The organism is Paenibacillus sp. FSL M8-0212 (assembly GCF_038004645.1).
Taxonomy (GTDB): Bacteria; Bacillota; Bacilli; order Paenibacillales; family Paenibacillaceae; genus Paenibacillus.
The window spans coordinates 3,579,755-3,605,803 of the sequence record NZ_JBBORP010000001.1 but is presented as its reverse complement, the minus strand read 5'-3'; the positions used below and the strand labels follow the sequence as shown (position 1 = coordinate 3,605,803).

28 protein-coding genes are annotated in these 26,049 nt (G+C 45.5%); 8 read left to right on the top strand and 20 right to left on the bottom strand.

What is annotated here, in order from left to right; translation table 11 throughout:
- Positions 1-23: 23 nt before the first annotated feature.
- Positions 24-581 carry a spore protease YyaC gene (gene yyaC, locus MKX68_RS15870; RefSeq protein WP_340912833.1) on the bottom strand — a complete coding sequence of 186 codons (558 nt, stop codon included), beginning with the start codon at positions 579-581 and terminating at the stop codon, positions 24-26.
- A 158-nt stretch (positions 582-739) separates the two neighbouring features.
- On the opposite strand from yyaC, the gene MKX68_RS15865 reads away from it, so the two are divergent.
- Positions 740-964 carry a DUF1128 domain-containing protein gene (locus MKX68_RS15865; RefSeq protein WP_017692283.1) on the top strand — a complete coding sequence of 75 codons (225 nt, stop codon included), beginning with the start codon at positions 740-742 and terminating at the stop codon, positions 962-964.
- 95 nt (positions 965-1,059) lie between these two features.
- Here MKX68_RS15865 and MKX68_RS15860 read toward each other — a convergent pair whose 3' ends face one another.
- The gene (locus tag MKX68_RS15860) at positions 1,060-1,785 is read right to left on the bottom strand and encodes a pirin family protein (protein WP_340912831.1); all 726 of its coding nucleotides are present in this window, start codon (positions 1,783-1,785) and stop codon (positions 1,060-1,062) included.
- A gap of 139 nt (positions 1,786-1,924) precedes the next feature.
- Positions 1,925-2,944 (bottom strand): asparaginase, encoded by a 1,020-nt coding sequence (locus MKX68_RS15855; RefSeq protein ID WP_340912829.1) that lies wholly within the window; start codon positions 2,942-2,944, stop codon positions 1,925-1,927.
- A gap of 177 nt (positions 2,945-3,121) precedes the next feature.
- On the opposite strand from MKX68_RS15855, the gene MKX68_RS15850 reads away from it, so the two are divergent.
- The 4 genes from MKX68_RS15850 to MKX68_RS15835 all read left to right on the top strand — a co-directional run bounded on the left by MKX68_RS15850 (position 3,122) and on the right by MKX68_RS15835 (position 5,137).
- Entirely contained in the window at positions 3,122-3,823 is a 702-nt protein-coding gene (locus tag MKX68_RS15850) for a phosphatase PAP2 family protein (RefSeq protein ID WP_340912826.1), read from the top strand.
- A gap of 134 nt (positions 3,824-3,957) precedes the next feature.
- The gene (locus tag MKX68_RS15845; protein ID WP_017692278.1) at positions 3,958-4,215 is read left to right on the top strand and encodes a GlsB/YeaQ/YmgE family stress response membrane protein; all 258 of its coding nucleotides are present in this window, start codon (positions 3,958-3,960) and stop codon (positions 4,213-4,215) included.
- A gap of 64 nt (positions 4,216-4,279) precedes the next feature.
- The gene (locus tag MKX68_RS15840) at positions 4,280-4,687 is read left to right on the top strand and encodes a YtxH domain-containing protein (protein WP_289390383.1); all 408 of its coding nucleotides are present in this window, start codon (positions 4,280-4,282) and stop codon (positions 4,685-4,687) included.
- Between the two features lie 84 nt (positions 4,688-4,771).
- Positions 4,772-5,137, top strand: a complete 366-nt coding sequence (locus MKX68_RS15835; RefSeq protein WP_017692276.1) for a DUF5665 domain-containing protein — start codon at positions 4,772-4,774, stop codon at positions 5,135-5,137.
- 21 nt (positions 5,138-5,158) lie between these two features.
- Here the strand turns inward: MKX68_RS15835 and MKX68_RS15830 are convergent, their stop codons facing one another.
- The 11 genes from MKX68_RS15830 to MKX68_RS15780 all read right to left on the bottom strand — a co-directional run bounded on the left by MKX68_RS15830 (position 5,159) and on the right by MKX68_RS15780 (position 17,450).
- Complete coding sequence (locus MKX68_RS15830; RefSeq protein WP_445671121.1) at positions 5,159-6,205, bottom strand: magnesium transporter CorA family protein; 1,047 nt, start codon at positions 6,203-6,205, stop codon at positions 5,159-5,161.
- A 135-nt stretch (positions 6,206-6,340) separates the two neighbouring features.
- The gene (locus tag MKX68_RS15825; RefSeq protein WP_047841571.1) at positions 6,341-7,114 is read right to left on the bottom strand and encodes a sigma-70 family RNA polymerase sigma factor; all 774 of its coding nucleotides are present in this window, start codon (positions 7,112-7,114) and stop codon (positions 6,341-6,343) included.
- Positions 7,111-7,563: an anti-sigma B factor RsbW gene (gene rsbW / locus MKX68_RS15820; protein ID WP_062836469.1), complete on the bottom strand. Its 453-nt coding sequence runs from the start codon at positions 7,561-7,563 to the stop codon at positions 7,111-7,113. The genes MKX68_RS15825 and rsbW overlap by 4 nt, the downstream gene beginning before the upstream one ends.
- 18 nt (positions 7,564-7,581) lie before the next feature.
- On the bottom strand, positions 7,582-7,920 hold the full coding sequence (locus MKX68_RS15815; protein WP_340912822.1) for an STAS domain-containing protein: 339 nt from the start codon (positions 7,918-7,920) through the stop codon (positions 7,582-7,584).
- An 86-nt stretch (positions 7,921-8,006) separates the two neighbouring features.
- Positions 8,007-9,683, bottom strand: coding sequence for a response regulator (locus MKX68_RS15810; protein WP_338588544.1), 1,677 nt, complete (start codon positions 9,681-9,683; stop codon positions 8,007-8,009).
- A 16-nt stretch (positions 9,684-9,699) separates the two neighbouring features.
- Positions 9,700-10,572, bottom strand: a complete 873-nt coding sequence (locus MKX68_RS15805; RefSeq protein WP_074096446.1) for a CheR family methyltransferase — start codon at positions 10,570-10,572, stop codon at positions 9,700-9,702.
- A gap of 86 nt (positions 10,573-10,658) precedes the next feature.
- The gene (locus MKX68_RS15800; RefSeq protein ID WP_340912820.1) at positions 10,659-14,384 is read right to left on the bottom strand and encodes a response regulator; all 3,726 of its coding nucleotides are present in this window, start codon (positions 14,382-14,384) and stop codon (positions 10,659-10,661) included.
- Positions 14,381-15,550, bottom strand: a complete 1,170-nt coding sequence (locus MKX68_RS15795; RefSeq protein ID WP_340912817.1) for a PP2C family protein-serine/threonine phosphatase — start codon at positions 15,548-15,550, stop codon at positions 14,381-14,383. The genes MKX68_RS15800 and MKX68_RS15795 overlap by 4 nt, the downstream gene beginning before the upstream one ends.
- 349 nt (positions 15,551-15,899) lie before the next feature.
- On the bottom strand, positions 15,900-16,244 hold the full coding sequence (locus MKX68_RS15790) for a general stress protein (protein WP_017692267.1): 345 nt from the start codon (positions 16,242-16,244) through the stop codon (positions 15,900-15,902).
- Positions 16,245-16,338: 94 nt separating this feature from the next.
- Positions 16,339-16,872 carry a hypothetical protein gene (locus MKX68_RS15785; protein WP_091019329.1) on the bottom strand — a complete coding sequence of 178 codons (534 nt, stop codon included), beginning with the start codon at positions 16,870-16,872 and terminating at the stop codon, positions 16,339-16,341.
- A gap of 68 nt (positions 16,873-16,940) precedes the next feature.
- Positions 16,941-17,450 carry a DUF948 domain-containing protein gene (locus MKX68_RS15780; protein ID WP_036606976.1) on the bottom strand — a complete coding sequence of 170 codons (510 nt, stop codon included), beginning with the start codon at positions 17,448-17,450 and terminating at the stop codon, positions 16,941-16,943.
- A 220-nt stretch (positions 17,451-17,670) separates the two neighbouring features.
- Here MKX68_RS15780 and MKX68_RS15775 point away from each other — a divergent pair, with 220 nt between their 5' ends.
- Positions 17,671-17,835 (top strand): DUF1328 domain-containing protein, encoded by a 165-nt coding sequence (locus MKX68_RS15775; protein WP_017692264.1) that lies wholly within the window; start codon positions 17,671-17,673, stop codon positions 17,833-17,835.
- 370 nt (positions 17,836-18,205) lie between these two features.
- Positions 18,206-18,721 carry a hypothetical protein gene (locus MKX68_RS15770; RefSeq protein ID WP_340912812.1) on the top strand — a complete coding sequence of 172 codons (516 nt, stop codon included), beginning with the start codon at positions 18,206-18,208 and terminating at the stop codon, positions 18,719-18,721.
- A 91-nt stretch (positions 18,722-18,812) separates the two neighbouring features.
- On the opposite strand, the gene MKX68_RS15765 is transcribed toward MKX68_RS15770, so the two are convergent.
- Positions 18,813-19,700, bottom strand: coding sequence for a cation diffusion facilitator family transporter (locus MKX68_RS15765; protein WP_338588549.1), 888 nt, complete (start codon positions 19,698-19,700; stop codon positions 18,813-18,815).
- 290 nt (positions 19,701-19,990) lie between these two features.
- On the opposite strand from MKX68_RS15765, the gene MKX68_RS15760 reads away from it, so the two are divergent.
- On the top strand, positions 19,991-20,179 hold the full coding sequence (locus tag MKX68_RS15760) for a hypothetical protein (RefSeq protein ID WP_017692261.1): 189 nt from the start codon (positions 19,991-19,993) through the stop codon (positions 20,177-20,179).
- 114 nt (positions 20,180-20,293) lie between these two features.
- On the opposite strand, the gene MKX68_RS15755 is transcribed toward MKX68_RS15760, so the two are convergent.
- The 5 genes from MKX68_RS15755 to MKX68_RS15735 form a co-directional block, all read right to left on the bottom strand.
- The gene (locus tag MKX68_RS15755; RefSeq protein ID WP_091038559.1) at positions 20,294-21,919 is read right to left on the bottom strand and encodes an ABC-F family ATP-binding cassette domain-containing protein; all 1,626 of its coding nucleotides are present in this window, start codon (positions 21,917-21,919) and stop codon (positions 20,294-20,296) included.
- 215 nt (positions 21,920-22,134) lie between these two features.
- Complete coding sequence (locus MKX68_RS15750; RefSeq protein ID WP_340912810.1) at positions 22,135-23,181, bottom strand: MBL fold metallo-hydrolase; 1,047 nt, start codon at positions 23,179-23,181, stop codon at positions 22,135-22,137.
- 71 nt (positions 23,182-23,252) lie between these two features.
- Entirely contained in the window at positions 23,253-23,426 is a 174-nt protein-coding gene (gene cydS, locus MKX68_RS15745) for a cytochrome bd oxidase small subunit CydS (RefSeq protein ID WP_340912807.1), read from the bottom strand.
- Positions 23,427-23,458: 32 nt separating this feature from the next.
- On the bottom strand, positions 23,459-24,493 hold the full coding sequence (locus tag MKX68_RS15740; protein WP_307416099.1) for a cytochrome d ubiquinol oxidase subunit II: 1,035 nt from the start codon (positions 24,491-24,493) through the stop codon (positions 23,459-23,461).
- Entirely contained in the window at positions 24,490-25,836 is a 1,347-nt protein-coding gene (locus MKX68_RS15735) for a cytochrome ubiquinol oxidase subunit I (protein WP_338588552.1), read from the bottom strand. The genes MKX68_RS15740 and MKX68_RS15735 overlap by 4 nt, the downstream gene beginning before the upstream one ends.
- Positions 25,837-26,049: the final 213 nt, after the last annotated feature.

Below are 26,049 nucleotides of genomic sequence, written 5' to 3'. Positions count from 1 at the left end.
TTGTATATTATTAAGCCTACATATCATGAATGAAACGTTTGTCTCCATTTCCATGCTTCAATTGCGGCGTCTGCAATCGTCCGGGACATCCCCATGACCAAGTGGAGCGAGGTCATCTGCAAAATGGAATAGGGCCTTGGTCCATTCGCATTAACCACAGCTGCTACACTGTATTGTCCAACAGGGGGTAGCTTGCCTCCGACCGATTGGGCCGGAATGAGTGGGTTATTCGAGAGATAGTATGTACCTACCGCATTTTTTGGACCCAGACATGCATCAATCGCTATGATGGCATGGTGTGCAGGAATAAGTGCCAATTTCTTTTCCAGCGTATCTGCATCACAAGGGGAAGACAGCGTGCCAATCACGTTCTCCATTCCACTCTCTTGCAGTAAACTTCCTGTCAGTGGACCCAGAGCATCCCCGGTGGAACGATCAGTACCGATGCAGACAAACGTGATTTCAGCTGGAGAATGAAGTTGAACGATGTTTTTGAAAAATAAGACCAGATTCTCTGCAGGCACACCTTTGCGGACTTCCCTTCCTTGATGGCGAACCATTTCTCGCTTATACGCTGCCAAGCTGTATTCCCTCCAGTACACTCAGGTTTCCGTTAAATCCTGTTGTTGTATCCATCATTGTAACCGATGCTTGGTTTCCCCGCAAAAGCATTAGCCTGAGCGCTTCCAATCATGATACAATAACAAGAGTTTCCGATACGGAAGGGATGAACTTAACGATGGATTTAACACAAGCAACAGCAGCCAATATGGAATATATGATTGAAGCGATCAAAACCAAACTTCGTATGGCAAGCGGTGCCGCCATGCAAGCTTCTTCATTCCCACTTGAGAAATATGAAGATCTGTTTGACCTGTATGAAATGATTCTGAGCAAGGAACATCTCAGTATCTCTGAAGTGGAAGCTGTCGCTTCGGAACTGGGTAATCTTCGTAAATCTTAAGCCAAAAAAGGACCTGTTTCCACATCACCGTGGGAACAGGTCCTTTTTCATATGTTTATATTTCCAGACTATCTTTTAAGGAATACATCCCATCCTTAAGGCAGGTCAACCAAAACAAATTCGGCAGGTTCACTGGCTGTGCTCGTGATTTGCAGATCACAACTTTTGCGAATTCGTGCAGCATCTCCCGGCTTCAGGTTGAAGTTACCATCCGAACAATGAATCTCCACATGCCCACTGATCAGGAAAAGATGTGTCCGTCGATCTTCGTGTTGTGGGTACATCAACTTCTTCCCGGACTCCAAATGGGACAGGTAACAGGTCACATCCTGGGAAATAGGCAATGCGCCTTCGGTTCCCTCTCCCCCTTGCCCGGATACAATCGGACATAGACGATTTAAATGCTCCTGCGGCTCTATTCTCCGATTCGCATAGGATGGTTTCAGCATACGCTCCGATGGCAAAAACCACATCTGGAGGAAACGTACCGGTTCATCCGCTGACGGATTGGTCTCAGAATGTTCCACTCCCGTACCCGCACTCATCACCTGGACCGTACCCGGTTCAAGCAATTGCTCTGTTCCCATACTATCCGTATGTTTGAGTGTACCTGATATGACATAACTGACAAGTTCAAGATCATGATGTGGATGTTTCTTAAAGCCTTCTTGCGGCATCAGCGTGTTTTCATTATGAGCCAACAGACAGCCAAAATGGGCATTGCTTGGATCATCATAATCCGCAAAGGAAAAGCTGAATTCACTGTGTATCCAACCTCGATCCGACGTGTGCCTTTCTTCCGATGTCACCACTTTAATCATGTTCATCCACCTCCAAGGGTTTAGAGCTGCCACATTACCGCGGCAGTCCGTGCGTGTATATGAATTGTATAGATGAATACCAGTTGGTATGTCATCTTTACCCGGGGTCCGGCAACTCTAATCACGCCCCTTCTTAAGGTTATACGCTATCTTCAAGTGAGTGAAGAATGAACTCACTATCTGCATGACCTACAAGGGTACCCGCATCATTTCGGATGTCCGAAGGGAATACTTCAGCCAATCGCGCAATGGTTCTCTCATTGGAGTAACCAATCTGTTTCAGGATGGATTGGGTAATAAAGGCCCACTCTTCCTCAGAACCATCAAGGACCTTGAAGGTGATTCCCAATCGTTCTTTTTTCAGACCAAAACCGAATACCCCTTTGAATCCACCTTTCGCTACAATGTTATCATCTTCCAGCAGCACTGAATCTACACGCTCCGTGCCACCTACCATTAACGGATATTCATTCATAGCTGATGTTATGGTCTCTACAGCTGTTCTTGTGGAAGAATCAGCGATAAGATCCGGACAGGCGAGCTTCAGATAAGCGTTCGACAATGCCGACAACGGCAAAGAAAATACCGGAAAGCCGCAGCCATCCGTCCCAAGCTCAATCTCTTTTTCCTCAATACCTGCCAGGTCAGCAAAGGTTTCAAGAATTTCACGTTGTACCGGATGATCCGGTTCAGCGTAACTGCCCAGATCCACCTGCTTCATCTGACTGTACCCCAGAATTCCCAGATGTTTTCCGGAGCAGTTATGCAAGATGCGGCGTTTCTCCCCTTGACCACGTAACCATTGATTACGGCTTTCTTCATTAAGCGGATAGCTTGGTGCACAGATCAGGCATTCTTCTCCCAATCCGATCTTACCGGATAACTGCTCCAGCACCCGAATGTGTTCCGGTTCCGAACGATGCGAAGAGGACATAATGGCGATCTCCTGTGATGATAGGCCATAGTGACTGGCAATTCCTGCCCGAATACCTGGAATGGCTTGAAAAGGTTTGGCAGATGAACGAGTGAACGCTCTAAAATGAGGGTCACCAGCCGAGTATACGATTCGGCCATACTCATCCGTAATACTTATGTGTCCGTAATGGGCGCATTCTATGACGCCTGCACGGTATTCTTTAATTAACAAGGCACTCTCCATGCGAGTTCTCTCCTTTGTGCTCCCGATTTCATCTCTGCTTTGCGTCACGACGCCGCATGGGATATCTTAAATAGTATAGTACAAAAGCGACGTTTTTACAGTTTTTTCGACAGGCATTTCGGGTATAGCTTTATCATCTATGTTCATCTACTACAATAACTGAAGGAGAAACTCATTATGCAGCGCAAAACGTATTCATCAGCCTCATTCAGTTCAACTCCCGGCACGTTGTTACGTCCACTCCTCAACTGGGGTTTGGCTGGTCTGGCCCTTAGCGCATCGGTCGTATTCATCCTGGCAGGTCTGGGTGCTTGGTTGGGTGCTGAAGTTATTATTCGTCTGGATGATGAAATTCAACAATTATTTTATCTGAATTCAGATTCACGTCTTCATCTATTCCCTTACACTGCATTCATAACCGCACTGGGCTCATTCAAAATCTCTGCTGTGGCTGCAGGAGGTTTTGCTCTTCTTTTCTTCATTCAACGCAGTCCAAGGTTTGTTATATATGGATATGCGCTCACGGGAAGTTTTGCCATGATGTGGATTCTGAACACGTTATTGAAGGAATTTTTCAGACGAAGCCGACCTGAACTGGATCATCTGCTGGTCGTTCACGGGTACAGCTTTCCCAGCGGACATGCCATGATCTCCATGGGCTTCTACGGCATGCTCTTTGTAATCTGGGCCATTGAACGGCAGCGACATAACACTTCCGGTGTGTGGCTTCCTGTTCTATGTGGCATTAGTTTTATTTTCTTGATTGGCCTCAGCCGGATCATGTTAGGCGTTCATTATCCTACGGATGTATTTACTGGGTTTACTGCTGGATTGGCATGGATCTTCTGCATGGTTAAGGGCATTAAACAAAGCCGCTAAAGAATGAATTCCTCTGATTTCCAGTTCATTCATCCTCATCTTTATTGTTTCACAGGGTTGCACGGGGTTTATATACGAAGTAAGCAAACGCGAACAGACAACATCCTACATCAAGTTTAAAGGAGGCGGTTGTTATGTGGGGCATCATTATCAGCATTGTGATGGCTGTCATCATCGGTTTGATCGGAGATGCACTTGCCGGTCACAACATGCCTGGAGGCATAATCGGTGCAATGATTGCCGGATTTGCCGGAGCCTGGCTGGGAGCACTTTTGCTTGGTAACTGGGGACCAGTTATCGGTAACTTTGCCATTATCCCTGCTATCATTGGTACAGCGCTCTTTGTTTTCTTGCTGGGGCTTGTGTCCAGACTGCTAAGACAGGCTGCCTGATTCGGGCAACAAGGTGTTCGTTGTTTCGTATTTGTTTCTTAATTTGAAGAAGGAGTGATTAGACATGAATAAAGCAGAAGAGCAATATCCTGTACAGACGGGTTCGACTTTCGCAAAAGGTATTTTCATCGGGGGTTTACTTGGAGCTGCAGCAGCACTACTCTTTGCGCCTAAACCGGGACGTGAATTGCGTGGTGACCTTTCCGAGAAAGTGGGCATCGTTACTGACCGCACCAAAGAAGTGGCAACTGTTGTAGGTGACAAAGCCTCTGAACTGGCTAAAACGGTCTCTTCCAAAACTTCCGACATTGCAAAAACGGTAAATCAAGGCCGCAATGATGTAATGGACTCTGTGAGAAAAGCATCCGCTGATGTGGCTAACGAAGCATCCCGTGCATCTGATGAAGTGGCTGCCGCTTCCATTGAAGCGAAGGAAGATGCACGCAAAGAACTTAACTCGACTAGCCTGTAAGGCGATACAGATCGAGTGACCAATAGCCAGCTGCACTCCAGCTGGCTATTTTTTATCCAATGTGAGTTGAGGAGGACGAATAACATGAGTAAAGTTACAATTAACGGTAATACTCCAATTACGGGAGGAACACCGGCACAGCAGTATGATACAAGCGAGCATCCGTTTGAATTGCGTCATGAGGTAAAGCGATTGAACACCCGTCTGGACCAGATTGCAGACAGTCTGGAGAGAGCACAGATTAAGGATATTATTGAGAATTACAGCAGTCCTAAAAAGCGGATTATTACCAACTTTACAGCAGGCATGGCACGAGGTCTCGGTCTGACTGTGGGTACCTTTGTTGTTCTCGGTTTGCTGGCATTCATTCTCAGCCAATTCGTGAATATGCCGATTGTGGGCCAATATATCGCTGACTTGCTTGGTTATATTGAAGATTACAAAAACTAAGAAACAAAGAAACTAAGAGGACTAACCAACAGTAGGCTTACCCTTACGTTTTTCCGCTGCTCCTTTTTTCTCTGTCTCTTCAGCTGAAGGCTGTGAGGATTTCACTTTGAGCAGATCTCCTGTCCAGCCTTTCATCATCAGCCATACATACATGCTGATCATGCTTAAGATAATAACAACAAGGACCAGTACAACTCCCCATGATTTATCAATAAAGGGCAGGTTCTCAAAGTTCATCCCCCATATCGCGCCAGCTGCTGTAGCGGGTATGAACACAGCGGTAACAATGGTCAGTGTTTTCATGATCTCATTGCCACGTACACCGGAGATTGCATTATCAATGGAGATTAATGTATCGATCTCTTTCTCGTAATGACTAAACAATCGTTCCATTCGCTCTACTCGATGTTGGAGCTGTTGGAAGTATCGATTCTCATTTATTTCATCAAGGTAAGCCTCATGTGAAGCGGCCATCAGTTCCGAATAAGGGATGAACAGGTTACTCCAATACAATAATTCAAATCGAGCAGCGAGAATCTGGTCCATCAAGGTGCGAGCATTGCGGGATTCCATCTTCCGTTCCAGATCACGCAGGTTCATCTCAAAATGATCCATTCCCACATGGTAGTAATGCAGGATAGCTCGAAAAAGTACAAACATTCCGTCCCTGGCCTCACTACATTGCTGTAACATATACGCTCGTTCATCCGTCTTCATAATCCCTCGGGTATTGTCATCCATATTTAAAGTAACCAGGTTATTGCAATCGACATAAAAAAACATCTGATTATCTTGGCGTTGGTCATCTCTCTCATTCTTGATCGCATACAACAATGAACCAAATATAACTGGTTCTGTACCATTCACAAAACGCACAGACAGATAATTCGATTCAACTTCCGGAATTTTATGAAGCCAATACTGCATATCCGGAAATGCCTCTGTCAGCTCCTTCACAGCATCCTTCATGCTATCGGTGTCAGGTGCAACCCAATCCCACCATTGCCAATGGTCCGAGCAATTTAACTTGTCACGGCGGGCTTCCAACTTGATATGGTTCACAATCACTTTATCCACTCCTGCACTTATGTTCGTTCATTGCATACACATCTTTTTTTTGATCCCAAAAAGGACACGTATGCATTTCAGTGCAATGACGTGTCCTTCTTTATGCCGTACTCAACAACATTAGGGTTCCATTTTTCATAACATTGAAGCATTCGACATGATCTGTTTCAATTTCTCTGTAGCACGTTTCTGAATCCGAGATACACTCATCTGTGAAACACCAAGCTTCTGGGCAATTGCCCGCTGAGATTGGCCATCCTGGAATGCTAGAATAAGTACCTGTTGTTCTTGTTCCTTCAATTGTCCCAATGCCTGTTGCAAGTCCATCCGTTTTTCGACCGAATCATAGTCGTTAACATCTGCACTGATCAGTTCACCCAATGTAGCTGCACTGTCATCCTGAGATAAAGGAGAATCAAGTGATACATAGTGATAACATTCCCGACCAGCCAGAACTTCAATCGTTTCTTCTGCAGTCAAATCAAGGTATTCAGCGATTTCATTCACACCGGGTGAGCGCTCCAATTTCACGGTTAACTCATCAATGGCATGTTGCACAAGTGCTCCCTTTTCCTTAATCCTCCGGGGCACCTGAATATACCAGGATTTGTCTCGCAAGTAGTTCTTCATATGACCAATCATGCTCTTCATGGCATAAGGTTCAAACGGAATACCCAAGTTGATATCGTATTGCTTAAGCAAACGAATCAAGGCCATCTGCCCGGTCTGATACAAATCTTCGTATAGATCGGGGCGATTCCGAGCGATTTTACCTGCTGCCATCTTGACCATCGGTTCATATTTACGGATGAGAACTGTTGCAATTTCATTATCTTGGGTCTGCTGGTATTCCCAGATCAAACCTATAGCTTCAGACATGGACTCTGGGGGAGTCACTTTTTCATTCATACTTTCTCCTCACTTCTTGCAAGACGTTTTACGAGTACTACTTTCGTACCTTTGCCCGTCTCACTTTCCACACTGACATCGTCCATCAAGGCTTGCATCAGGTAGAACCCAAGTCCGCCAATCTGTGCTTCTGTCAGTTCTTTGTCGTGAAGACCAGCGCGTGACACAGCAGGGTTCATGTTCTCGAAGCTGGCACCTTCGTCCTTGACAGTAATGGACAATGTTTCGCCATCCACTTCGAATACAACTTCTACCATGCCGCCTTCGTGTGAGTAGGCATACAGTACAGAGTTGTTACAGGCCTCGGATACAGCAACTTTCATATCCTCAATGTCTTCATAAGAAAATCCCATTTTGGATGCAACTCCATAGAGATTAAGTCTTACAATATCAACGTAATCAGCTGTCGCCGGTAAATTAAGGGTGACTCTTTGAACTTCTGCATTCATTCCTTTTTCGATCCTTTCCTATTGGGAATTCTTCTGTGTGACAAAGAATTTGGCGATGCCCGTCATGTCAAAAAGTTTCTGGATTTGCGCAGGAACTTCCTGTACTTCAAAGCGAGCTTCCATTCCATGTCTTGCCTTCAGAACAGATAACAGGATACCAATCCCTGTACTATCAATGTACTTCAATTCTTTCATGTTGATTACAAGATCCTGTTCCTTGTTATCCACGAGCGGCTCCATCACCAAGCGGAAGTCAGGAGCAACCGACAAATCCAGTTCGCCAGTCAGATACACCGTGCATACGCCGTCCTGAGTTTCAGTTCTTGCATTGAATTTTTCACTTTTATTTGTATTCATTAGACATCTCTCTCCTGATCAATGGTTTCCTTACCTAATAACCCAACTTCAGCACGAGTGAAACAAAAAGAAGTTTGGCAAATGTTTCAATTGGCCTGATTCATGGCTGAAGGGCCTGGGTCTAGCATTTGTCGTTGTTTCTGAAACTGGGCTATTTTCTGTTTTACATTGCCCATTTTCACCGGTTTACTAATATAATCATCCATACCGGCAGCAATACAGCGCTGCTGAATACCTTCCATCACGTTAGCAGTCATGGCTATAATGATTGGCTGATCAGACTGGGACAGACTCTCTCGAATCCGCCGTGTACATTCCAAACCGTCCATAACAGGCATCTGCAGATCCATAAACACATAGTCATAGGGATAACGGCTGCCGTTTACCATATCAAGTGCGCTCTGCCCATCTTCAGCAATGTCAGAGAGCAACCCAAGCTTACCGAGCATAATCGCCATCAACTTCTGGTTAATAGGATGATCATCCACTATTAATACCGTAGGATATTTATTCTCATTTTTCACATCCGTTGGCTTCTCTTCCCCGTTCCTCTGGACCAGTTCAGTTTCTACATAACGTTTCGCCTGAATTGTAAATACAAACGTCGCTCCCCGTTGCTCTGTTGTATCCAGATAGATCTGTCCACCCATCATTTCAACCAGAGTCTTGCATATTGCCAGTCCTAAGCCAGTTCCACCGTATTTACGTGTCATGGATGTATCCAGCTGGGAAAACGGCTGGAACAGGCGATCAACTTTGTCTGAAGCGATACCTATCCCGGTATCTTTAACAGCAAACTCCAATGCTATTTGTCCGTCTTTTTCTTCATTCACTGACACGATCAGATATACTCCACCCTGGTCAGTAAATTTGATTGCATTGGCAATAAGATTCAAGAGAACCTGACGTAGCCTTGCCATATCTCCATAGATTAATTCAGGGACAGAATCTTCCAGAAAATAATCCAGTTCCAGATTCTTTTTGCCTGCTTCTGCAGCAAACAATCCCAACACTTCCCGAATACAGGAGACAAGTTCAAAAGGATGCTCTTCAAGTTCCATTTTGCCGGATTCCATCTTGGTAAAATCAAGAATGTCGTTGATAACCGTAACGAGTGCATCTGCACTGCGACGAACAATGTCTGCATATTCCTTCTGATCTTCCCTCAGTTCCGTCTCCATCAGCAGATCAACCATGCCGATAACTCCGTTCATCGGTGTACGAATCTCATGGCTCATCATTGCCAGGAACTCAGTCTTTGCATTGGCTGCAATTTCTGCTTCTTCTTTAGCCTGAATGAGTTGTTGATTCATCTTCTCCAGTTCCTGTGTCTTCTGGTGAAGAAGCATGGTCTGTGTCTTCAAACGTTTATTGGTGATAAACATCTCCACAAAGCCCTCGATTTTGGATTTCAAAATCTGAGGAATAAATGGCTTAACCATGTAATCAATGGCCCCGGCTGAATATCCGGCAAACAAGTGCTCCGCTTCTCTACTATTCGCAGAGATGAATATAATCGGCACATCCTTGGACTTGTCCCGTGCCTTAATTAACTTTGCTGTCTCAATTCCGTCCATTCCAGGCATCTGCACATCGAGAACGATAACCGCAAATTCGTCTTTTAGCAGACAGCGGAGTGCCTCTTCTCCGGAAGTTGCCTTAACGAGTTTATATTGTTCCGATTCCAGAACTGCTTCAAGAGCAAGCAAGTTCTCAGGGCGGTCATCTACCAATAATATGTGGATTGGTTCATTGAGCCCCATGGCTAACCCTAACCCCCTATTTGATCTTCCGGTATATTTTTTCGGTCCGGTCTAACGGCTCATAGGTATCACTGAACTCTGTAAAATGTATCGATTCTTTCGACCCCAGAACCAGAATACCAAAGTGGCTCAAGCTCTCATGAAACAGCCCATGCACATGGTTCCGCAGTTCATCATTAAAATAAATCATGACATTACGGCAAAAGATAACATTAAACTCGTTAAATGACCGGTCTGTTGCCAGGTTGTGCTCGGCGAAAATGATGTTCTTCCTTAGAAAAGGATGAAATATCACCGAATTGTATTTCGCTGTATAGTACTCGGAGAAGGCTCTGGTACCCCCTGCCTCCAAATAATTTGTAGTAAATAGTTTCATTTTCTCAATACCGTATACGCCTTCTTTGGCCTGTTGCAAAGAACGATCATTCATATCCGTTGCGTAGATTCTTGCCTTGTCATACAGTCCTTCCTCATGCAACATGATTGCCATGGAATAAACTTCCTCTCCCGTAGAGCATCCCGCATGCCATATTCGGATATACGGGTAGGTTCTCAGGATAGGAATAATCTGTTCCCGAAACATTCGGAAAAGCGAAGGATCTCGAAACATTTCCGTTACAGGGATGGATAAGTTCTGTACAAAACGGTCAAACGCGGAACGGTCATGAAGAACACGTTCCTGCAAGCCGGATATGCTTTTAACACCTTCAGCATGTGCATGATGCCAGATTCTTCGTTTCAGGGATGGCAGTGCATAGTTTCTAAAATCATATCCATATAAACGGTGCATGCCTTCCAACAGCAACTCAATCTCGATCAGCTCGCGTTCTTCATCTTGCGGCATACGGACCAAATCTGCCCCCGTCTCGGTAGGTTCCCACGGTGTCATAAGTTCTCTCCACTTCTTCATTTGTTACTTGCGTATTCGTCGTATTGTCTTTCATTACCCAAACAATGAGCATACGAATAATGAACTTACGAATACAGCCATACGCGCATTAGGGATAACAATTGATCGGTCTGGATCGGTTTTTTCACATAATCAGATGCTCCGGCCTCAATACATTTACCGCGATCCTCTTTCATCGCTTTGGCCGTGAGCGCAATAATCGGCAACTTTTCAAACTGCGGGATCTGTCTGATTCGTGTCATTGCTTCATAACCGTCCATTTCTGGCATCATCATATCCATCAGTACCAGATCAAATTCAGGATTTTTGTCCAAAATCTCCAAAGCCTCTCGGCCGTTCTCAGCAAACGTCACATCCATCCGATAGCCTTCAAGGACACTTGAAAGGGCAAATACGTTACGGATATCGTCATCTACAAGCAATATTTTCTTGCCTTCAAACAACGTTTCTTTGTTGTGTAGTTTCTGTAAGATTCGACGCTTGTCTTCCGGCAAATTGGCTTCTACCCGATGCAGGAACAAAGTGGTCTCATCCAGCAGACGTTCCGGTGACTTCACATCCTTGATAATGATGGATTCCGCATATTTGCGCAGCTTCATTTCTTCTTTGGAATCCAGTTCTTTGCCTGTATAAATTATAATCGGCAGATCGTTCAGATATTCATCATCGCGAATCTGGTCGAGCAACTCAAACCCGGTCATATCCGTTAACATCAGATCCAGTACCATACAGTCATAACGCTGGCTGTGTAATTCATTCAAAGCCTCACTACCTGTCGATACAGCGGTGATTGCAACATCATCATGACCAATCAATTCAATAATGGCTTTACGCTGAATCTCATCATCTTCGACGATCAACAGTCGTTTCAATTGATTCTCGGTATATGATTTGATATGCGAGAATGCTTTATCCAGTGAATCCTTGCTCGAAGGTTTTTTCAGATATGCAATGGCACCCATCATCAGCCCTTGCTTCATATCATCAATGACTGAAATCACATGTACCGGAATGTGACGTGTTGCCGAACTGCTCTTCAGCTCGCCCAGAATGGTCCAACCATCCATCACCGGCAGTTGAATATCCAGGATAATGGCATCCGGCAGATATTGACGTGCCATTTCAAGTCCTTTATCACCTTGAAGGGCAACAAGTGCTTTGAATCCTCTTCCTCTCGCCATATCCATCAAAATATGTGCAAAGTTCACATCATCCTCAATGATGAGGAGAATTTTGTCGCCTTCCATGATATTCTCACGATCATCTTCGATCTGCGTGACATCTGGAGTATGGGAAGGAGACAGATCTTTACCCACGCTACGCTCCGGATCAGGAGAGAGAATGGACTGATGACTTGAGAGCATGGTCCGTGTTTCGATGGACTGTTCATAAAGATCCTCTGAGGATACAGCCGCTTCTCTTGAAGCACCTTCCTCTGCCAGGGCTTCCTCTTCATGATTATCCGGCAGATACAAGGTAAAGCAGCTACCTTCCCCTTCGGATGATTCCACCTGTATTGCGCCACCAAGCAAACGTGCCAGCTCCCTGCTAATGGACAATCCCAGGCCAGTTCCACCGTATTTCCGGCTTGTAGTCCCGTCTACTTGCTGGAACGCTTCAAAGATCAGATCCGTCTTATCCGATGGAATACCAATGCCGGTGTCTTTTACACTAAATCCGAGATATTCCTGATTGGTGTTCATATAACCCGGCAGTTCTTCCGGTTTCATCCGTCGTCCAATCAGACTAACCGAACCCCGATTGGTAAACTTAAAGGCGTTCGACAACAAATTCCGTAAAATCTGTTTGACGCGATGACTGTCGGTGTATACCCATTCCGGCAGATTGCTGTCGAAATCGATATTCAAGCTAAGTTCCTTTTTATTCGCCATCGGTCCAAAGTTCTGCTGAACAAAGCTGGTCAGCTCTTCCATTCGAACTGTCTCATAATTGATATCCATCTTACCTGCGTCCACCTTGGACAGATCCAGAATCTCATCAATCATCTTCAGCAGATCCGCGCCCGACATGTAGATGGTTTGCGCATATTCCTGCTGTTTGTCAGTCAGATTTCCACCTTTGTTCTCCGACAATAACTGGGACAAAATGAGTAGACTGTTCAATGGTGTACGGAGTTCATGTGACATATTCGCTAAAAATTCGGACTTGTACTTGCTTGTCATCGACAGCTGTGTAGCTTGCTGTTCCAACTGTGTCTTTGTTTTCTCAATTTCGTCATTCTTCTCTTCGACTTCACGCACCTGCTCTTCAAGCGCACGCGTCTTGGCCATGAGCTCCGTATTGAAATGCTCCAGTTCTTCCTGCTGACGCTGCAACAATTCCTCGGAACGTTTAAGCGCTTCTGTCTGCTCCTCCAGATTCTCATTGGAACGACGGAGTTCTTCTTGCTGTGTCTGCAATTCTTCTGATTGAACCTGCAGTTCCTCAGTTAATGCCTGGGATTCACGCAGCAGCTCCTCCACACGCAGACGACGTCGAACGTTGTTCAAAATTACGCCCAGGTTCATAATCAGTTGTGTGAACAACTGCTTGTGAAGTTCGTTGAACCCTTCAAAGGAAGCCACTTCAACTACACCAATCAGTTCATCTTCAAACACGACAGGATAGATCATGATACCCGCAGCACGTGTTGAGCCTGAAGCTGAACCAATATGCACGTAATCTTCAGGCGTATTTTCCAGAATAATCGGTGTCATATCCAGCGCGGCTTGACCAATCAGGCCTTCACCGATGCGATACATTTCTTTACCAACATCTTCGTTCTCTTCAAATGCGTATGCACCGTAACGTCTCAGTTCGTCGGGATGTTTCTCCTCATCAATCAGATAGACGACACCCAACTGAGCGCCAAGCACAGGTGTGAATTCACTGATAAACATCTGTGATATTTGGCGAATGGAGCCAATCCCCCGAAGCAGCTCCGGGACTCTTGCAATATTCGAACTCATCCAGTTTTGATCCTGCTGAGCCTGTACATAAGCCCTCTCGATCTCCAGTTTTTCTTCCAGATCACTGGATACATCTTTGAACACACTGGCAATCTGACCAATCTCATCGGTTGATTTGACCTGTATGCGCCGAATGGTTCGGTAACGCCCTTTACCAAAGCTGGTAATCATCATAGATACAGTGTTCAGACCCCGTGTAATACTCGGCAGCACCCACATAATGACACCCAATGCAAGCAACAACCCCGCAATCATGATACTTATCGTGATCTGTACGGCTCTCGTATACGCTGCGTTAGCGTTCTTGATCTCAGCATCAATCTCTTGGTCCTGATAACGGGAGAGAGCATTCAAACTATCAACAGCTTCTTTTTGCACCGCGAGTCCTGTTGAATTGCGGTAGTTATTCGCATCTTCTACCCTGCTTTGGGACATCAGGTTGATCTGTCTCGTTGCATAAGAAGTATAAGCGGTCCACGCCGTATTCACACGATCCACCAATTGATGTTCAGGTGCACTGTCTGCTCGGTTTCTCACTTCTGCGAGGTAGCCATCCCCCCGATCCTTCATCTCCTTCAGGTCACCTTCAGCAGCACTGATCGAATTGTTCGGATTTAATAACAAGTTAGCCAGCACTTTGGCAATATCGTTAACTTCTCCACGTGCAGCAGAAGTGAACCTTACTTTGAGATAACGTTCCTGATACATCTGATCAATCTGTTGATTACTGCTGTTTAGCCGTTCATAACTCACAAATGTGAGCACGATCAGAATAGCCATCAGAGCGGTAAAACCAATCAGCAGTTTATTCCTGATCTTCATTCATCCCCCGCCCCTTTATCCAGAGTAATCCAGACCAGACATTTATCATCATCCCGCTCCTGGGGAATTTCGTCGTCAAAAAACATGGCCTGCATGGCAGCTTCATTCCACTGATGCGAGCCGGTCAGTTTTTCGATCAGGAATTCATGTTGTTCCTCCTGCCCGCCCTGAACAGCTTCCAATAATCCATCCGTATAGAGTGCAATATGCCCGTCACCCTCATAATGGATCGTTTGTGGTTCAATATCCATCTTGTCAAATAAACCGACAGGACAGCAGACGCTGTCAAATGTGGTCACACTGCCGTCGTTTCGGAAAAATAAAGCAGGTGGATGCCCTGCGTTAACATAATCAATGCGCTTCATCCGTGTATCAACGACCAGATAAATTGCCGTAAAATAATACTGCACCAATTGTTTCTCCAGATGGAGCTGGTTAAAACGACGGTTCAACTCCTGAATGACCTTCTCTGGATCCACATAAGTGGTAACCGTATCTTTCAACACGGAAGCGATAAACATCGTAAACAAGGATGAAGATATCCCATGTCCCATCATGTCGAGCAGCAGTACTCCGTAACGGCCTTCCCCAAGGGGGTACCAAGAATACAGATCACCCGCAAGCTCAAAGGATGGTTTATAGATGGCATGCACTTGGAACAGCGGGTCCCTAATTGCCGGACTTAAAACAGCATTTTGGACCATTGCTGCCAACTTGAGCTCATCCTGAATACGTTGATCACGCTCTTTATGCCAATCCTTCTCCTGTTTCAAACGAAGTGCGAGTCGAATTCTGGCCATCAGTTCGACTTTATTAATCGGTTTGGTCACATAGTCAGATGCACCAGCATCCAATGCTTCGGCAAGTTTCTTGGAATCTCCGATGGCAGTCACCATAATAATCGGTATATCCTTCAGGTTCTCAAATTTCTGCACAATACTGCAGGCTTCGATACCGTCCATCTCGGGCATCATCATATCTAGCAAAATCAGGTCAATATCCGACAGTTTTGGACGAAGTTCGTTGCTTTCCTCCCCAATTCCCAACACTTCAAACATTTCCATGGCGGAACTCGCCGTTACAATGTCACGATAGTTCTCTTTTTTCAGAATTTCTCGAATGATAATGACATTCGTCGGATTGTCGTCAACAATAAGTATTCTCATTGATATCTCCTTATCTGTGGCGTCCGGGTTTGTCGATTCTTATTAAGGTAAAACGAACGTTGATTATACAAATTTTGCATACAAAACGGCAGTAGACATAATAATTCCTAGTATAACTATAATCGTAAAAACAAAAAAACTCTATCAGTAAATGGCACCATCGCAGGGGAAATAGCCCGCTTGTTACCCTGTTTTTGCAGCGTTCTGATCCCGCTTCCAAACTTGCAAAAACATAGATAAGGAATGGGGAAAGCCCCATTCCTTATCTATGTTTTTGATTAAGCATTTTACTTAAGTGATACAGAAGCTTGTCTTGTTCAGCAAACTTCCATTTGCACTGTTATATGGATCAATCTTTCTTTTTGGCAATTACGAGTACTTTACCTTTGTCTAACTCACTCTCGTAGAAGTCAGCTTCGGCTTCGGTAAAGCCCATCGAAACAATTTTGGCCCGGAGCTCATCACCACGTGAGCGGAACAAATTCGCCAAGGAATCAAATACGCCTTCTTCCTTTATGCCAATTTCTTTGGCATCTGCTGTATCAGCAATGCGATCTGTACGATCCTTCTCATGGGCGAGAACAAAGATTTGATCAGCAAGGTATCCGGTAATCTGCAATTCTTTCACCGCTTCTACCGCCTGGACTCCGTTTTCTACCACTTTTGCATAAGCTTGCTCATTGGTTGAATTCATCGTTTCCACTCTCCTCTGATTTAATCTTCTGTATCGAGCTACTTAATATATAACCATACTATATGGGATTGAAACGATTCGTTAATAACCAATCCTAGGAAACTGTGTCATCAAAAAGATCAATGCCTTCAATCTGCTGAGATCCTGACTTCATATATACCTTCAGAGCCTGATCTCCACGTAGAAACACTTCTCCGTCCTCTGCCACATAATAAGGTTTCCCTAGAGCATGATGGATCGCTTCAATATTCATCTCAATTCTCTTTCCGTTTAACATGATGTGATTCTCAGATGCATCGATATGCACATATTGAATGACATCCGTATCTTCACACAAACCAACCTTCACATCATGAAAGTGATATTCAGGACACCCCAGATAAGGATCTTCCTGCTTATGCCCCGGCTGGCCCTTTTTGGCCAACAAATCATCCATGGTGTCATCCAGAGAAATGCCATTCAGAGTCCGAAAATGCTGGAAAGTCTCGGATCGATCAACAGCCAGAGTTACCTCTGACGCCTTCTCTTCCATTGCCGTCCATTGCATATCGTGAGCAGCGGGTACCGCTGCCGGTTGAACGGAAAAGGGAGAAATTACGCTAAACATCACAAGCAGTAGTTTCATCATGATTCTCACCCTTTCATCAGGTTCATCACCGCTCTGAAGGCTTCTTCATGGGTTACAAAGCGGTCATGTTACTTGCGCATCCGTTGCCATACATTCGCTGCAACATCAACATACTTCATCCAGTTTTTCCCGCCCTTAGCTTCACCATTATATGTAGCTTCATAGGATTGTAGGGTACGATCCGTTGATGTAGCAGGTGGTGCAGTTACATGAACCGCTTCAGCATGCTTCGTCTGTTCAGCGTTGTTACGTTTGGTCTGAAATTTCGCCATCAGCGTTGTGGAGACTTGTTTGGCTGCTGCCGTCACTTCATTCAACACTTCTCCCAGATTCTCAACAGATTCCATAACAGGATCAATTTTTTTCATTTTGTGCTGTACATCCACCGTAATATCATTGGCATGCCTTACCGTCTGCTTCACTTCATAACTAAGTTCATCAATGGTTTTCTGTACCTCCTGCAATGTCTGTGAGACATTGTCCAAAGAACCCTGAGCGGATTTCAAGGTACGAATTAAAAAGAAAACCAGTACTGCAAATGCCACTGCAATCAGGGCCACGCTAATTTGATAGATCATAGAAGAACCTCACTTTCCATATGTGCATCAGTTTGTTATTGCTATAGTTACCCGGCGATTTCCCGGACGAAACAAAATTATATATCCCTTCATATATGCCTTCGCTTGGAAAAAAAACCAATGTTTCAACAGGATAGCCCCCGGTTAAAGTTAGACTACACAAGGCGGTGAGGTGAACACAACTCACTCCACAATCAAGTAAACGAAAGGATGAATACTTATGTTGAAATGGTCTGTATTATTTCTAATTATTGCACTGGTAGCAGGTATTTTTGGATTCTTCGGTATTGTTGAAGCAGCTGCTTCAATCGCGAAAGTACTCTTCTTCATCTTTGTTGTACTGTTCGTAATCTCCCTGATTACGGGACGCAGCCGAATGCGATAACCTCAGGCTCTGATATGACTGAGCAATATTAACGAATACATACAAAAGCCGATCGTGCTACCCAGCCGATTGGCTTTTGTGCGTTTAGGCATAGGTCAACTTTTCTATATTATGTATTGCACTCCTTCCTGCTTTATTCCAAGCTGCTCTCCCATGAATTTAAAAAAAACAGGACCTTTTTGAGATAGCCAACCCGGTTTTATCCCACCGAAGTATGATATTTACAGGCTTGCTATATACCCACATATGATCCAGTTGACACTGGAGAATGCAAGAAAATATTGTTATAATTTGTGATTCATAAGGTAGCTTGCTTGGTTACTTTTAACACAGGACAACAAATTACATAACAAACCGAGGAGGAAAAAAAATGAAAAAAATCGTAAGTTTCGCCGCTGCTTTAACGTTGATGGGTTCGATGGCTGCCGCTGCAGGTGCTGAGGAAGCGGTTACCGGAACGGTGACTCCGGAAAAAGGAACAGAAGCTACGACGACAACGACAACAACAACTCCGGCTGTTGAAGTGAACAAACCTGCTGTAGACACAGTAGAAGGTACTGCTGAGACAGTAACCGGTACAACAACAGACACTACAGGTGCAGAAGGTACTTCAACTACAACTGAAACACCAGCTACGACTACAGATGACAAAATGTTTGAAGAGCCACTCGTAAAACCAGGCGATGAAGTACTGGCACCTACAATGTTGCTGAACCTTCTGGAGCGCACTTGGTTCTATGATGCACCTAACGGTAAACCAATCGGTGCATTAGGCTCCCAAGTCATCGATACAACAGGTGAAGTGGTTGACGGATTCGACGGTGGCGAGTGGGTGCAAGTGTACACTTGGAAAGGCAAAGCGTGGATCCACGTTGCCATTCAGTAACATCGTATAATCGTTCTAACGATAAGTAAAGAGGACAGCACGCACAATCGCGGCTGTCCTCTTTTGATTTTCCAAGATGTTCACGCCCTGTTCAAGTGTTCCCTATGACTTCTTCTGTCTTCGGTTCCACATGTACATGTACATGCATGATATTATGCGATCGCTTCAAACGCTCTTCCACTCGGTCACAGATCTGATGGCCTTCAATCAAGCTTAAACTTCCGTCCACTTCAATGACCACATCCACAAGTACATGACTGCCATGCACACGTGCCTTCACATCCTTGATCATCTCAACACCGGGAACACGTGCTACTGAGGATCTGAGATCCGTCAGTTCCTTCTGGTCAAATCCATCGGTAAGACGATGTGTAGAATCCCGAAAAATCTCCCAAGCCGTCTTGCAGATCAACAGACCTACAGCAATGGCAGCTACTTTATCCAACCATGGAAGTCCAAACTGCGCACCTATAATTCCAACTGCAGCGCCTATGCTGACCCAGGCATCCGAACGATTATCTTTCGCCGCTGCCATCAGAGCCTGACTATTAATTTGTTTAGCCAGACGGTGATTGTAACGATATACGCCTAACATCACCACAGCACAGACTACAGCCACCGCTGCCGCCCACAGGTTGGGAGCCACAAAGGCTCCTTCATACCAGGAGCGAACGGCTTCAACCAATACTTGCAGCCCAACCATAGCCATAATAAATGAAGCCACCAAGGCAGCAACCGTCTCCGCTCTAAAATGACCATAGGCATGATCCGAATCAGGTGGTTTCTGGGAGATTCGAAGCCCAATCAATACAGCAACGGATGCCACAATATCCGTAAGGTTATTGAAACCATCAGCCAGCAAGGCACTGGAAGCAAATAAATATCCACAGATCAGCTTAAAGGCGGATAAGACGAGATAGGCTACGATACTAACCCAAGCCCCTCGCTCCCCTTTTCGAATTTCTTCATAAGCGTTCAAACCGGGCGACACCCCTTTAACGTTTCGTATTACGGTTTTTCCATGTTACCAAATGCGGAGCGTGTGGGTCTACAGAAACAGTGTTGCCAGGCTGCATTGCTGTAGGCAAGCCGAAACAAAGTTGCCAGACGGCAGGGCTGTAGTTAATGAGAAAAAATGTTGGCCTGGGTAAAACCAAAGGTTTTGAGCATTTTATCAGGTTGCCCTTGTGGGGCTTTTATAAAACGTATAAAATAGGTACATCCCGTCCAATCTGGACGGCTCACTGTAAGACCGGGAGGGAAATAACGATGAGCGAAAATAACGAACCGAAAAAGGTCAGTTTGCAGGATGCTATACGCCAAAAGCTGGCGCAAAAGAAAGAACAAGCAAATTCCGGTAACCAATCCAGCGCCTACTTTGAAGGCGGACCTAAAGCGATGAAGAGTCAAAACAACAAGAAGCCTAACAACCAACGTCGCCGTACTGGTGGATCTTAGGTCTTAAAGCCGCAGAGAAACCCATTGAATTACAAAAAGAACCGCAAGCCCTCTTCACAGAGGCTTGCGGTTCTTTGGTGTTCCTATAATAATGTGCAGTAGGTGATGCTTGGTTTAAGCTTCTACCGGATACATTTTATTGCGCAGTTCTTTGATTTCATCACTTTCCAGATATTCGTCATAGCTCATTTGGCGATCAATGATGCCATTCGGCGTAATTTCGATAATCCGGTTAGCAATGGTTTGAATGAACTGATGGTCATGGGATGTGAACAGCATGGTGCCGTCAAAATCAATCATACCATTGTTCAGCGCTGTAATGGATTCGAGATCCAAGTGGTTCGTAGGCTCATCCAGAATCAATGCGTTAGCACCAGTCTGCATCATTTTCGCCAGCATACAGCGAACTTTCTCGCCCCCGGAGAGTACACTTGCCTTTTTCAAGGATTCCTCACCTGAGAACAACATACGTCCCAAGAATCCACGCAGATACGTTTCATCCTGATCTTTGGAATATTGACGGAGCCAATCCACAAGAGTCATGTCTACACCGTCAAAATATTTGGAGTTGTCTTTCGGGAAATAAGCTTGAGTTGTAGTTACACCCCAAGTGTATTCGCCGCTATCCAATTCCGTTTCACCCATAAGAATATCAAACAACAGTGACTTGGCGTTCCCGTTCGGGCCAACAAATGCGATTTTATCCCCTTTGTTCACGACAAAGCTGATATCATTCAGCATTTTCACACCATCAATGGATTTGCTGATGCGATCTACGGTCAACAATTGTTTACCGGCTTCACGCTCAGGTTTGAAGTTGATAAACGGATATTTACGGTTCGATGGACGAAGGTCATCCAGCGTGATTTTGTCGAGTTGTTTCTTCCGGGAAGTCGCCTGTTTCGATTTCGAGGCATTCGCCGAGAAACGTTGAATAAAGGCTTGAAGCTCTTTAATCTTCTCTTCTTTTTTCTTGTTGGCATCACGTTGTAACGCAAGTGCCAATTGGCTGGACTCGTACCAGAAGTCATAGTTACCTACGTACAACTGGATTTTACCAAAGTCGATATCCGCAATGTGCGTACATACTTTGTTCAGGAAGTGACGGTCATGGGATACCACAATAACAGTACCTTCATAGTCCATCAAGAAGTTCTCAAGCCATTGAATGGATTCGAGATCCAAGTGGTTGGTAGGCTCATCGAGCAACAGGTTGTTTGGACGACCAAACAATGCTTGTGCAAGCAGGACACGAACTTTTTCGTTACCACTTAGTTCATTCATTTTCTTATCGTGCATGTCACGGTCGATACCCAGACCGATCAGGAGTGCCGCTGCATCCGGCTCAGCATCCCAGCCATTCAACTCGGCAAATTCACCTTCAAGCTCACCTGCACGCAGGCCGTCTTCTTCAGTGAAGTCCGCTTTGGCATACAGCGTATCTTTTTCTTTCATAATGGCATAGAGACGACTATGACCCATAATTACGGTTTCGAGAACCGGATACTCATCATATTCAAAGTGGTTTTGCTTCAAAACGGCCATACGTTCGCCCGGGGTGATGTGCACCTCTCCCGAGTTTGATTCAATTTCACCGGACAAAATTTTCAAGAATGTTGATTTACCGGCTCCATTGGCGCCGATGAGGCCGTAACAGTTTCCTGGTGTGAATTTGATATTTACATCTTCAAAAAGTGCACGTTTTCCGTAGCGGAGCGTGATGCCGCTTGTACTGATCATTAAGCATACCATCCTTTATTGGTTAATCTGCATACTGCATGAATAGCAAGTTGCGTAAATCATGGATTCAATATCCCGATGCCTATTCTGGCACCATATTATAACACAAAAAAGCGGCAAATTCGAAAATTGGCCGCTTTTTACTTATTAAAGATTTGGTAAATGTACTGTTCATGCAGGCATATCCCTACATTAACATATTTGGCTCGCTTTTGTTAGTCCTGTTTGTTTTTCTCGTGGTGAATGCGGAGCGTCTCGCCATGACCAAGCACCCTAATCCGCTCTTTACCAATGCCTAGTCGTTCACGTTCAACTTCCAGCCGATCCAGTGCTTCCTTGGGCGTATCATCCGCCAGCTTGAATGTGCCGTAATGCATTGGCACCATGAGCTGTGAACCGGATTCAACGAACCCCTGCAGTGCTTCTTCAGGTGTCACATGCTGAGAAGTCATGAACCACTCCGGATCGTAGGCACCGATAGGCATCAGGGTAACACCAATGTCAAAGCGTTCTCCAATCGTTTTGAATCCCTGGAAGTAACCTGTATCACCCACAAAATACAACACAGGCGGACCGCCTGAAGTTTTGGATGTTTCGTTCTTCCCTGATTCCGTGGATGACTCATCCTGATTGCTCGTTGTTGCAGCACTCTCCGCTGCTGAAGTCGTTGCAGGATGGATTGATTCCAATACATAACCGCCCCAATGGGACGTGTTGGTATCAAACAACGTTCGGCGCGTCCAGTGCTGTGCAGGGACAAAAGTTATTTTGACTCCGCCAAGTGTCATATGATCCCACCATTTCATCTCCTGACATCGATGGAACCCTTTGCGAATCATCTTGCGCTTCAGACCATCGGGTACGATCAGCAACGTCTTGGCTGTAATCAGCTTGCGCAAGGAAGCCAGATGCAGATGATCATAGTGGGAATGGGATATCAGAATGACATCCAAAGGCGGAATATCCTGAATCGGAATGCCGGGGGCACCGAGCCTTCGTTGAAATCCCATTTTTTCGGCCCACACTGGGTCAGTCACGATGTTCAATCCATAATATTGAATAAAAAACGTGGAGTGACCAATCCAGGTAATACTTGTGTCATCCCGGTTGGCATGCAGATAATCCAGTTCAGGCGGGTGTTTGGGCACGGTGTAGGAGTAGTCCTTCACTTTATTGCGCCGCTGCTCCCTCCATTGCTTGAATTCCTTCAGCGTTTTGTCCGTACTTACATTATCGATATTGTTATAACGGATTTTCGGCATGAAAGGGCCCTCCTCCCTTCCTCATTTCTTAACAAAAGATTACCCCAAACGGGAATGGACGCACCAACCAATCAATCCTTTGGGTTCTTACATACCGCCAGATATACAAACAGAAAGACAATAGCAGCCGCAATGATCAGTGGAGGGGCGTACATAATGGTGAATGTCTCAAAAAAGCTCAATCCGGTTATACCGGGTATCCCCGTGACTCCCTCAGTAGATAGTGGATCCAGCAAGGGAGTCATGAGTAAGAACATGTTTGGGTGCATGAACAGACTCATCCTTTCTTTTTACCAGAATTACCGCGCACATAATTGGCATCAAACAGGAACAGCTTCATAATCAGCACAAGCGAAGGAATGAGCACAAGTAGCCCCAAACTAAACGCTGTAATGAGCGCAATTCCCATCGTCCGATTCGTAAAGCTGTCGTAAATATTAATGTAAGGATACAGAATGTACGGAAGGTGGGATCGCCCGTAACCATACCAGGCAAAGGCAAACTGAAGCATGACAGCGACAAAGCACCAACCTAGATATTTACTTTTCCACACCAGCGACACGGCAATGACAAAACAAATAAACGAAGCGATGAACATCCACGAAATATTCACCATCTGCTCAAAGTGTTCGGGATTCTGTTTGTTAATCTGCAGAAAAGCCAGAAAGCTCGCAAAAATGGTAGGCAAACTCCAGAGCAGCGCGTACTCTCGAAGCACCTCATATGCTGGCTCATCCCCCGCCCGTTTTGCATAATAGGATAGAAACATCGCCGAGATGTATAGCACACTAACCAGTGCAAGCAAAACAACCGACCAGGTATAGGGATTCGTCAAAAATTCACGCCAGCGAAAAAACACCTGATCGCCCACCTGCTCAATAATCCCACCTTCGGATATCGCCAAAATGGTTGAAAATACGGCCGGAATCAGCAACCCCGTCGCTCCGTACAATGCCATGTAGATCCGGCTGTTCTGCCCATGGTTGCCATAGGTATTGTAGGCGTAATATACGCCCCGGATCGCAAGCAGTACAATGGCCAGGGAACCCGGTACCAGCAAGGCTGTCCCGTAATAAAAGGCGCTGTCCGGATAAAATCCGACCAGTCCAACCACAAAAAAGATCAAAAACACATTCGTCACTTCCCACACGGGAGACAGGTAGCGCTGAATGATGTTATGAATTTTGTTCTCGTGCCCGGTCAAGATGCTGTAAAAGCTGAAGAACCCGGCGCCAAAATCAATCGAAGCAACGATCAGGTAACCGAACAAAAACGTCCACAATATTGCGATGCCTGCAATTTCGAAACTCAATGCACGATCCCTCCTTCAAGCCCCAGCGTTTCCAGTTCCTTCTCTGCTTCCTTGTTACGGAACAGCTTGCTGAGTACCCGAATGCACGAGAAACACAGGATCAGATACAGCAAGATGAACAACACTAACATCCAGCCTACCGAAGTTGACGTCGTGGCTGCTTCCGCCACCTTCATATACCCGCGTAAGATCCAAGGCTGCCTGCCAACTTCAGCGAACATCCACCCCAGCTCGATCGCAATCATGGCCAGAGGCCCCAGCAAAACAATGCCGAGCAACAGCCATTTGGGATATGGTTTGCGCCCGGGCAACCAGCGCCGCAGAACATATAACACAGGAATCATCAGGATGATTACTCCCGTTGTGACCTTCAGGTCGAACATATAATGAATGGACAGCGGTGGCCTCAGATCCGCAGGAAACTCTTCGAGCCCTTTTACTTCCGTATCTGGACGATTACCCGCCAAAATGCTAAGAGCATAGGGAATCTCAATGGCGTATTTCACCTCATTGTTCTCATCCAAAATACCCCCATAGACGAGCGGTGCCTCTTTCATCGTCTTGAAATGCCATTCTGCGGCAGCCAGCTTTTCCGGCTGATATTTCGCCAGAAATTTACCAGAGGAATCGCCGATCATGACGGTACTGATGGCAAATACAAGCGCAGATACCGTCGTGAGTTTCAGTGCTTTTTTGTAATACACATGATCCCGTCCCCGAAGCAAACTGAAGGCTGCGATCCCTGCCAGAATACCTGCACTCAAGGTGTAGGATGAGGCGAGTACATGGGACACTTTGGTTGGCGTTGCCGGATTCAACATGGCAGCAATCGGATGAATGTCCTTCATGATGCCATTAATCAGGGTGAATCCCTGAGGCTGGTTCATGAAGGAGTTGACCGTCGTAATGAAAATCGCAGATGCAGATGAGCCGAGAGCTACCGGAATCAACAGCAGCATATGCGTATATTTCTTTTTGAAACGATCCCACGTATAGAGGTAAATCCCAAGAAAGATCGCCTCTATAAAAAAGGCAAACGTCTCCATGAACAGCGGCAGGGCGATTGCCTGGCCCGCTACCCGCATAAACATCGGCCACAGCAGACTGAGCTGTAATCCGATCGAGGTGCCTGTAACGACGCCAACGGCAACGGTGATGACAAAACCTCGCGCCCACCGGCGTGCCAGCAAGGTGTAATGCATATCATTGGTTCGGAGTCCTCGCCACTCGGCCAAGGCAATCATAAGTGGCACGCCTACACCAATAGAGGCAAAAATAATGTGCACAAACAGGGTAAGACCGGTTAGTATCCGGCTGAGCAAAACAGGGTCCAGGGATGACATGGTTACACTCCTCTTTCACATAATCGTTATGTACCACAGCAGTTACTCTGCTTGAACGTGTATCTCAATAACTCATGATTCGGATGATGCTCTTCACAACGGCATACAGCACAACCACAGCTGCAACCAGACAGACGATGATGAGTGTTTTCTCTTGTTTACGGAACATATACCTGCCGTCCTCCTTTTGCATGGGATGCAAATTATGGCTCT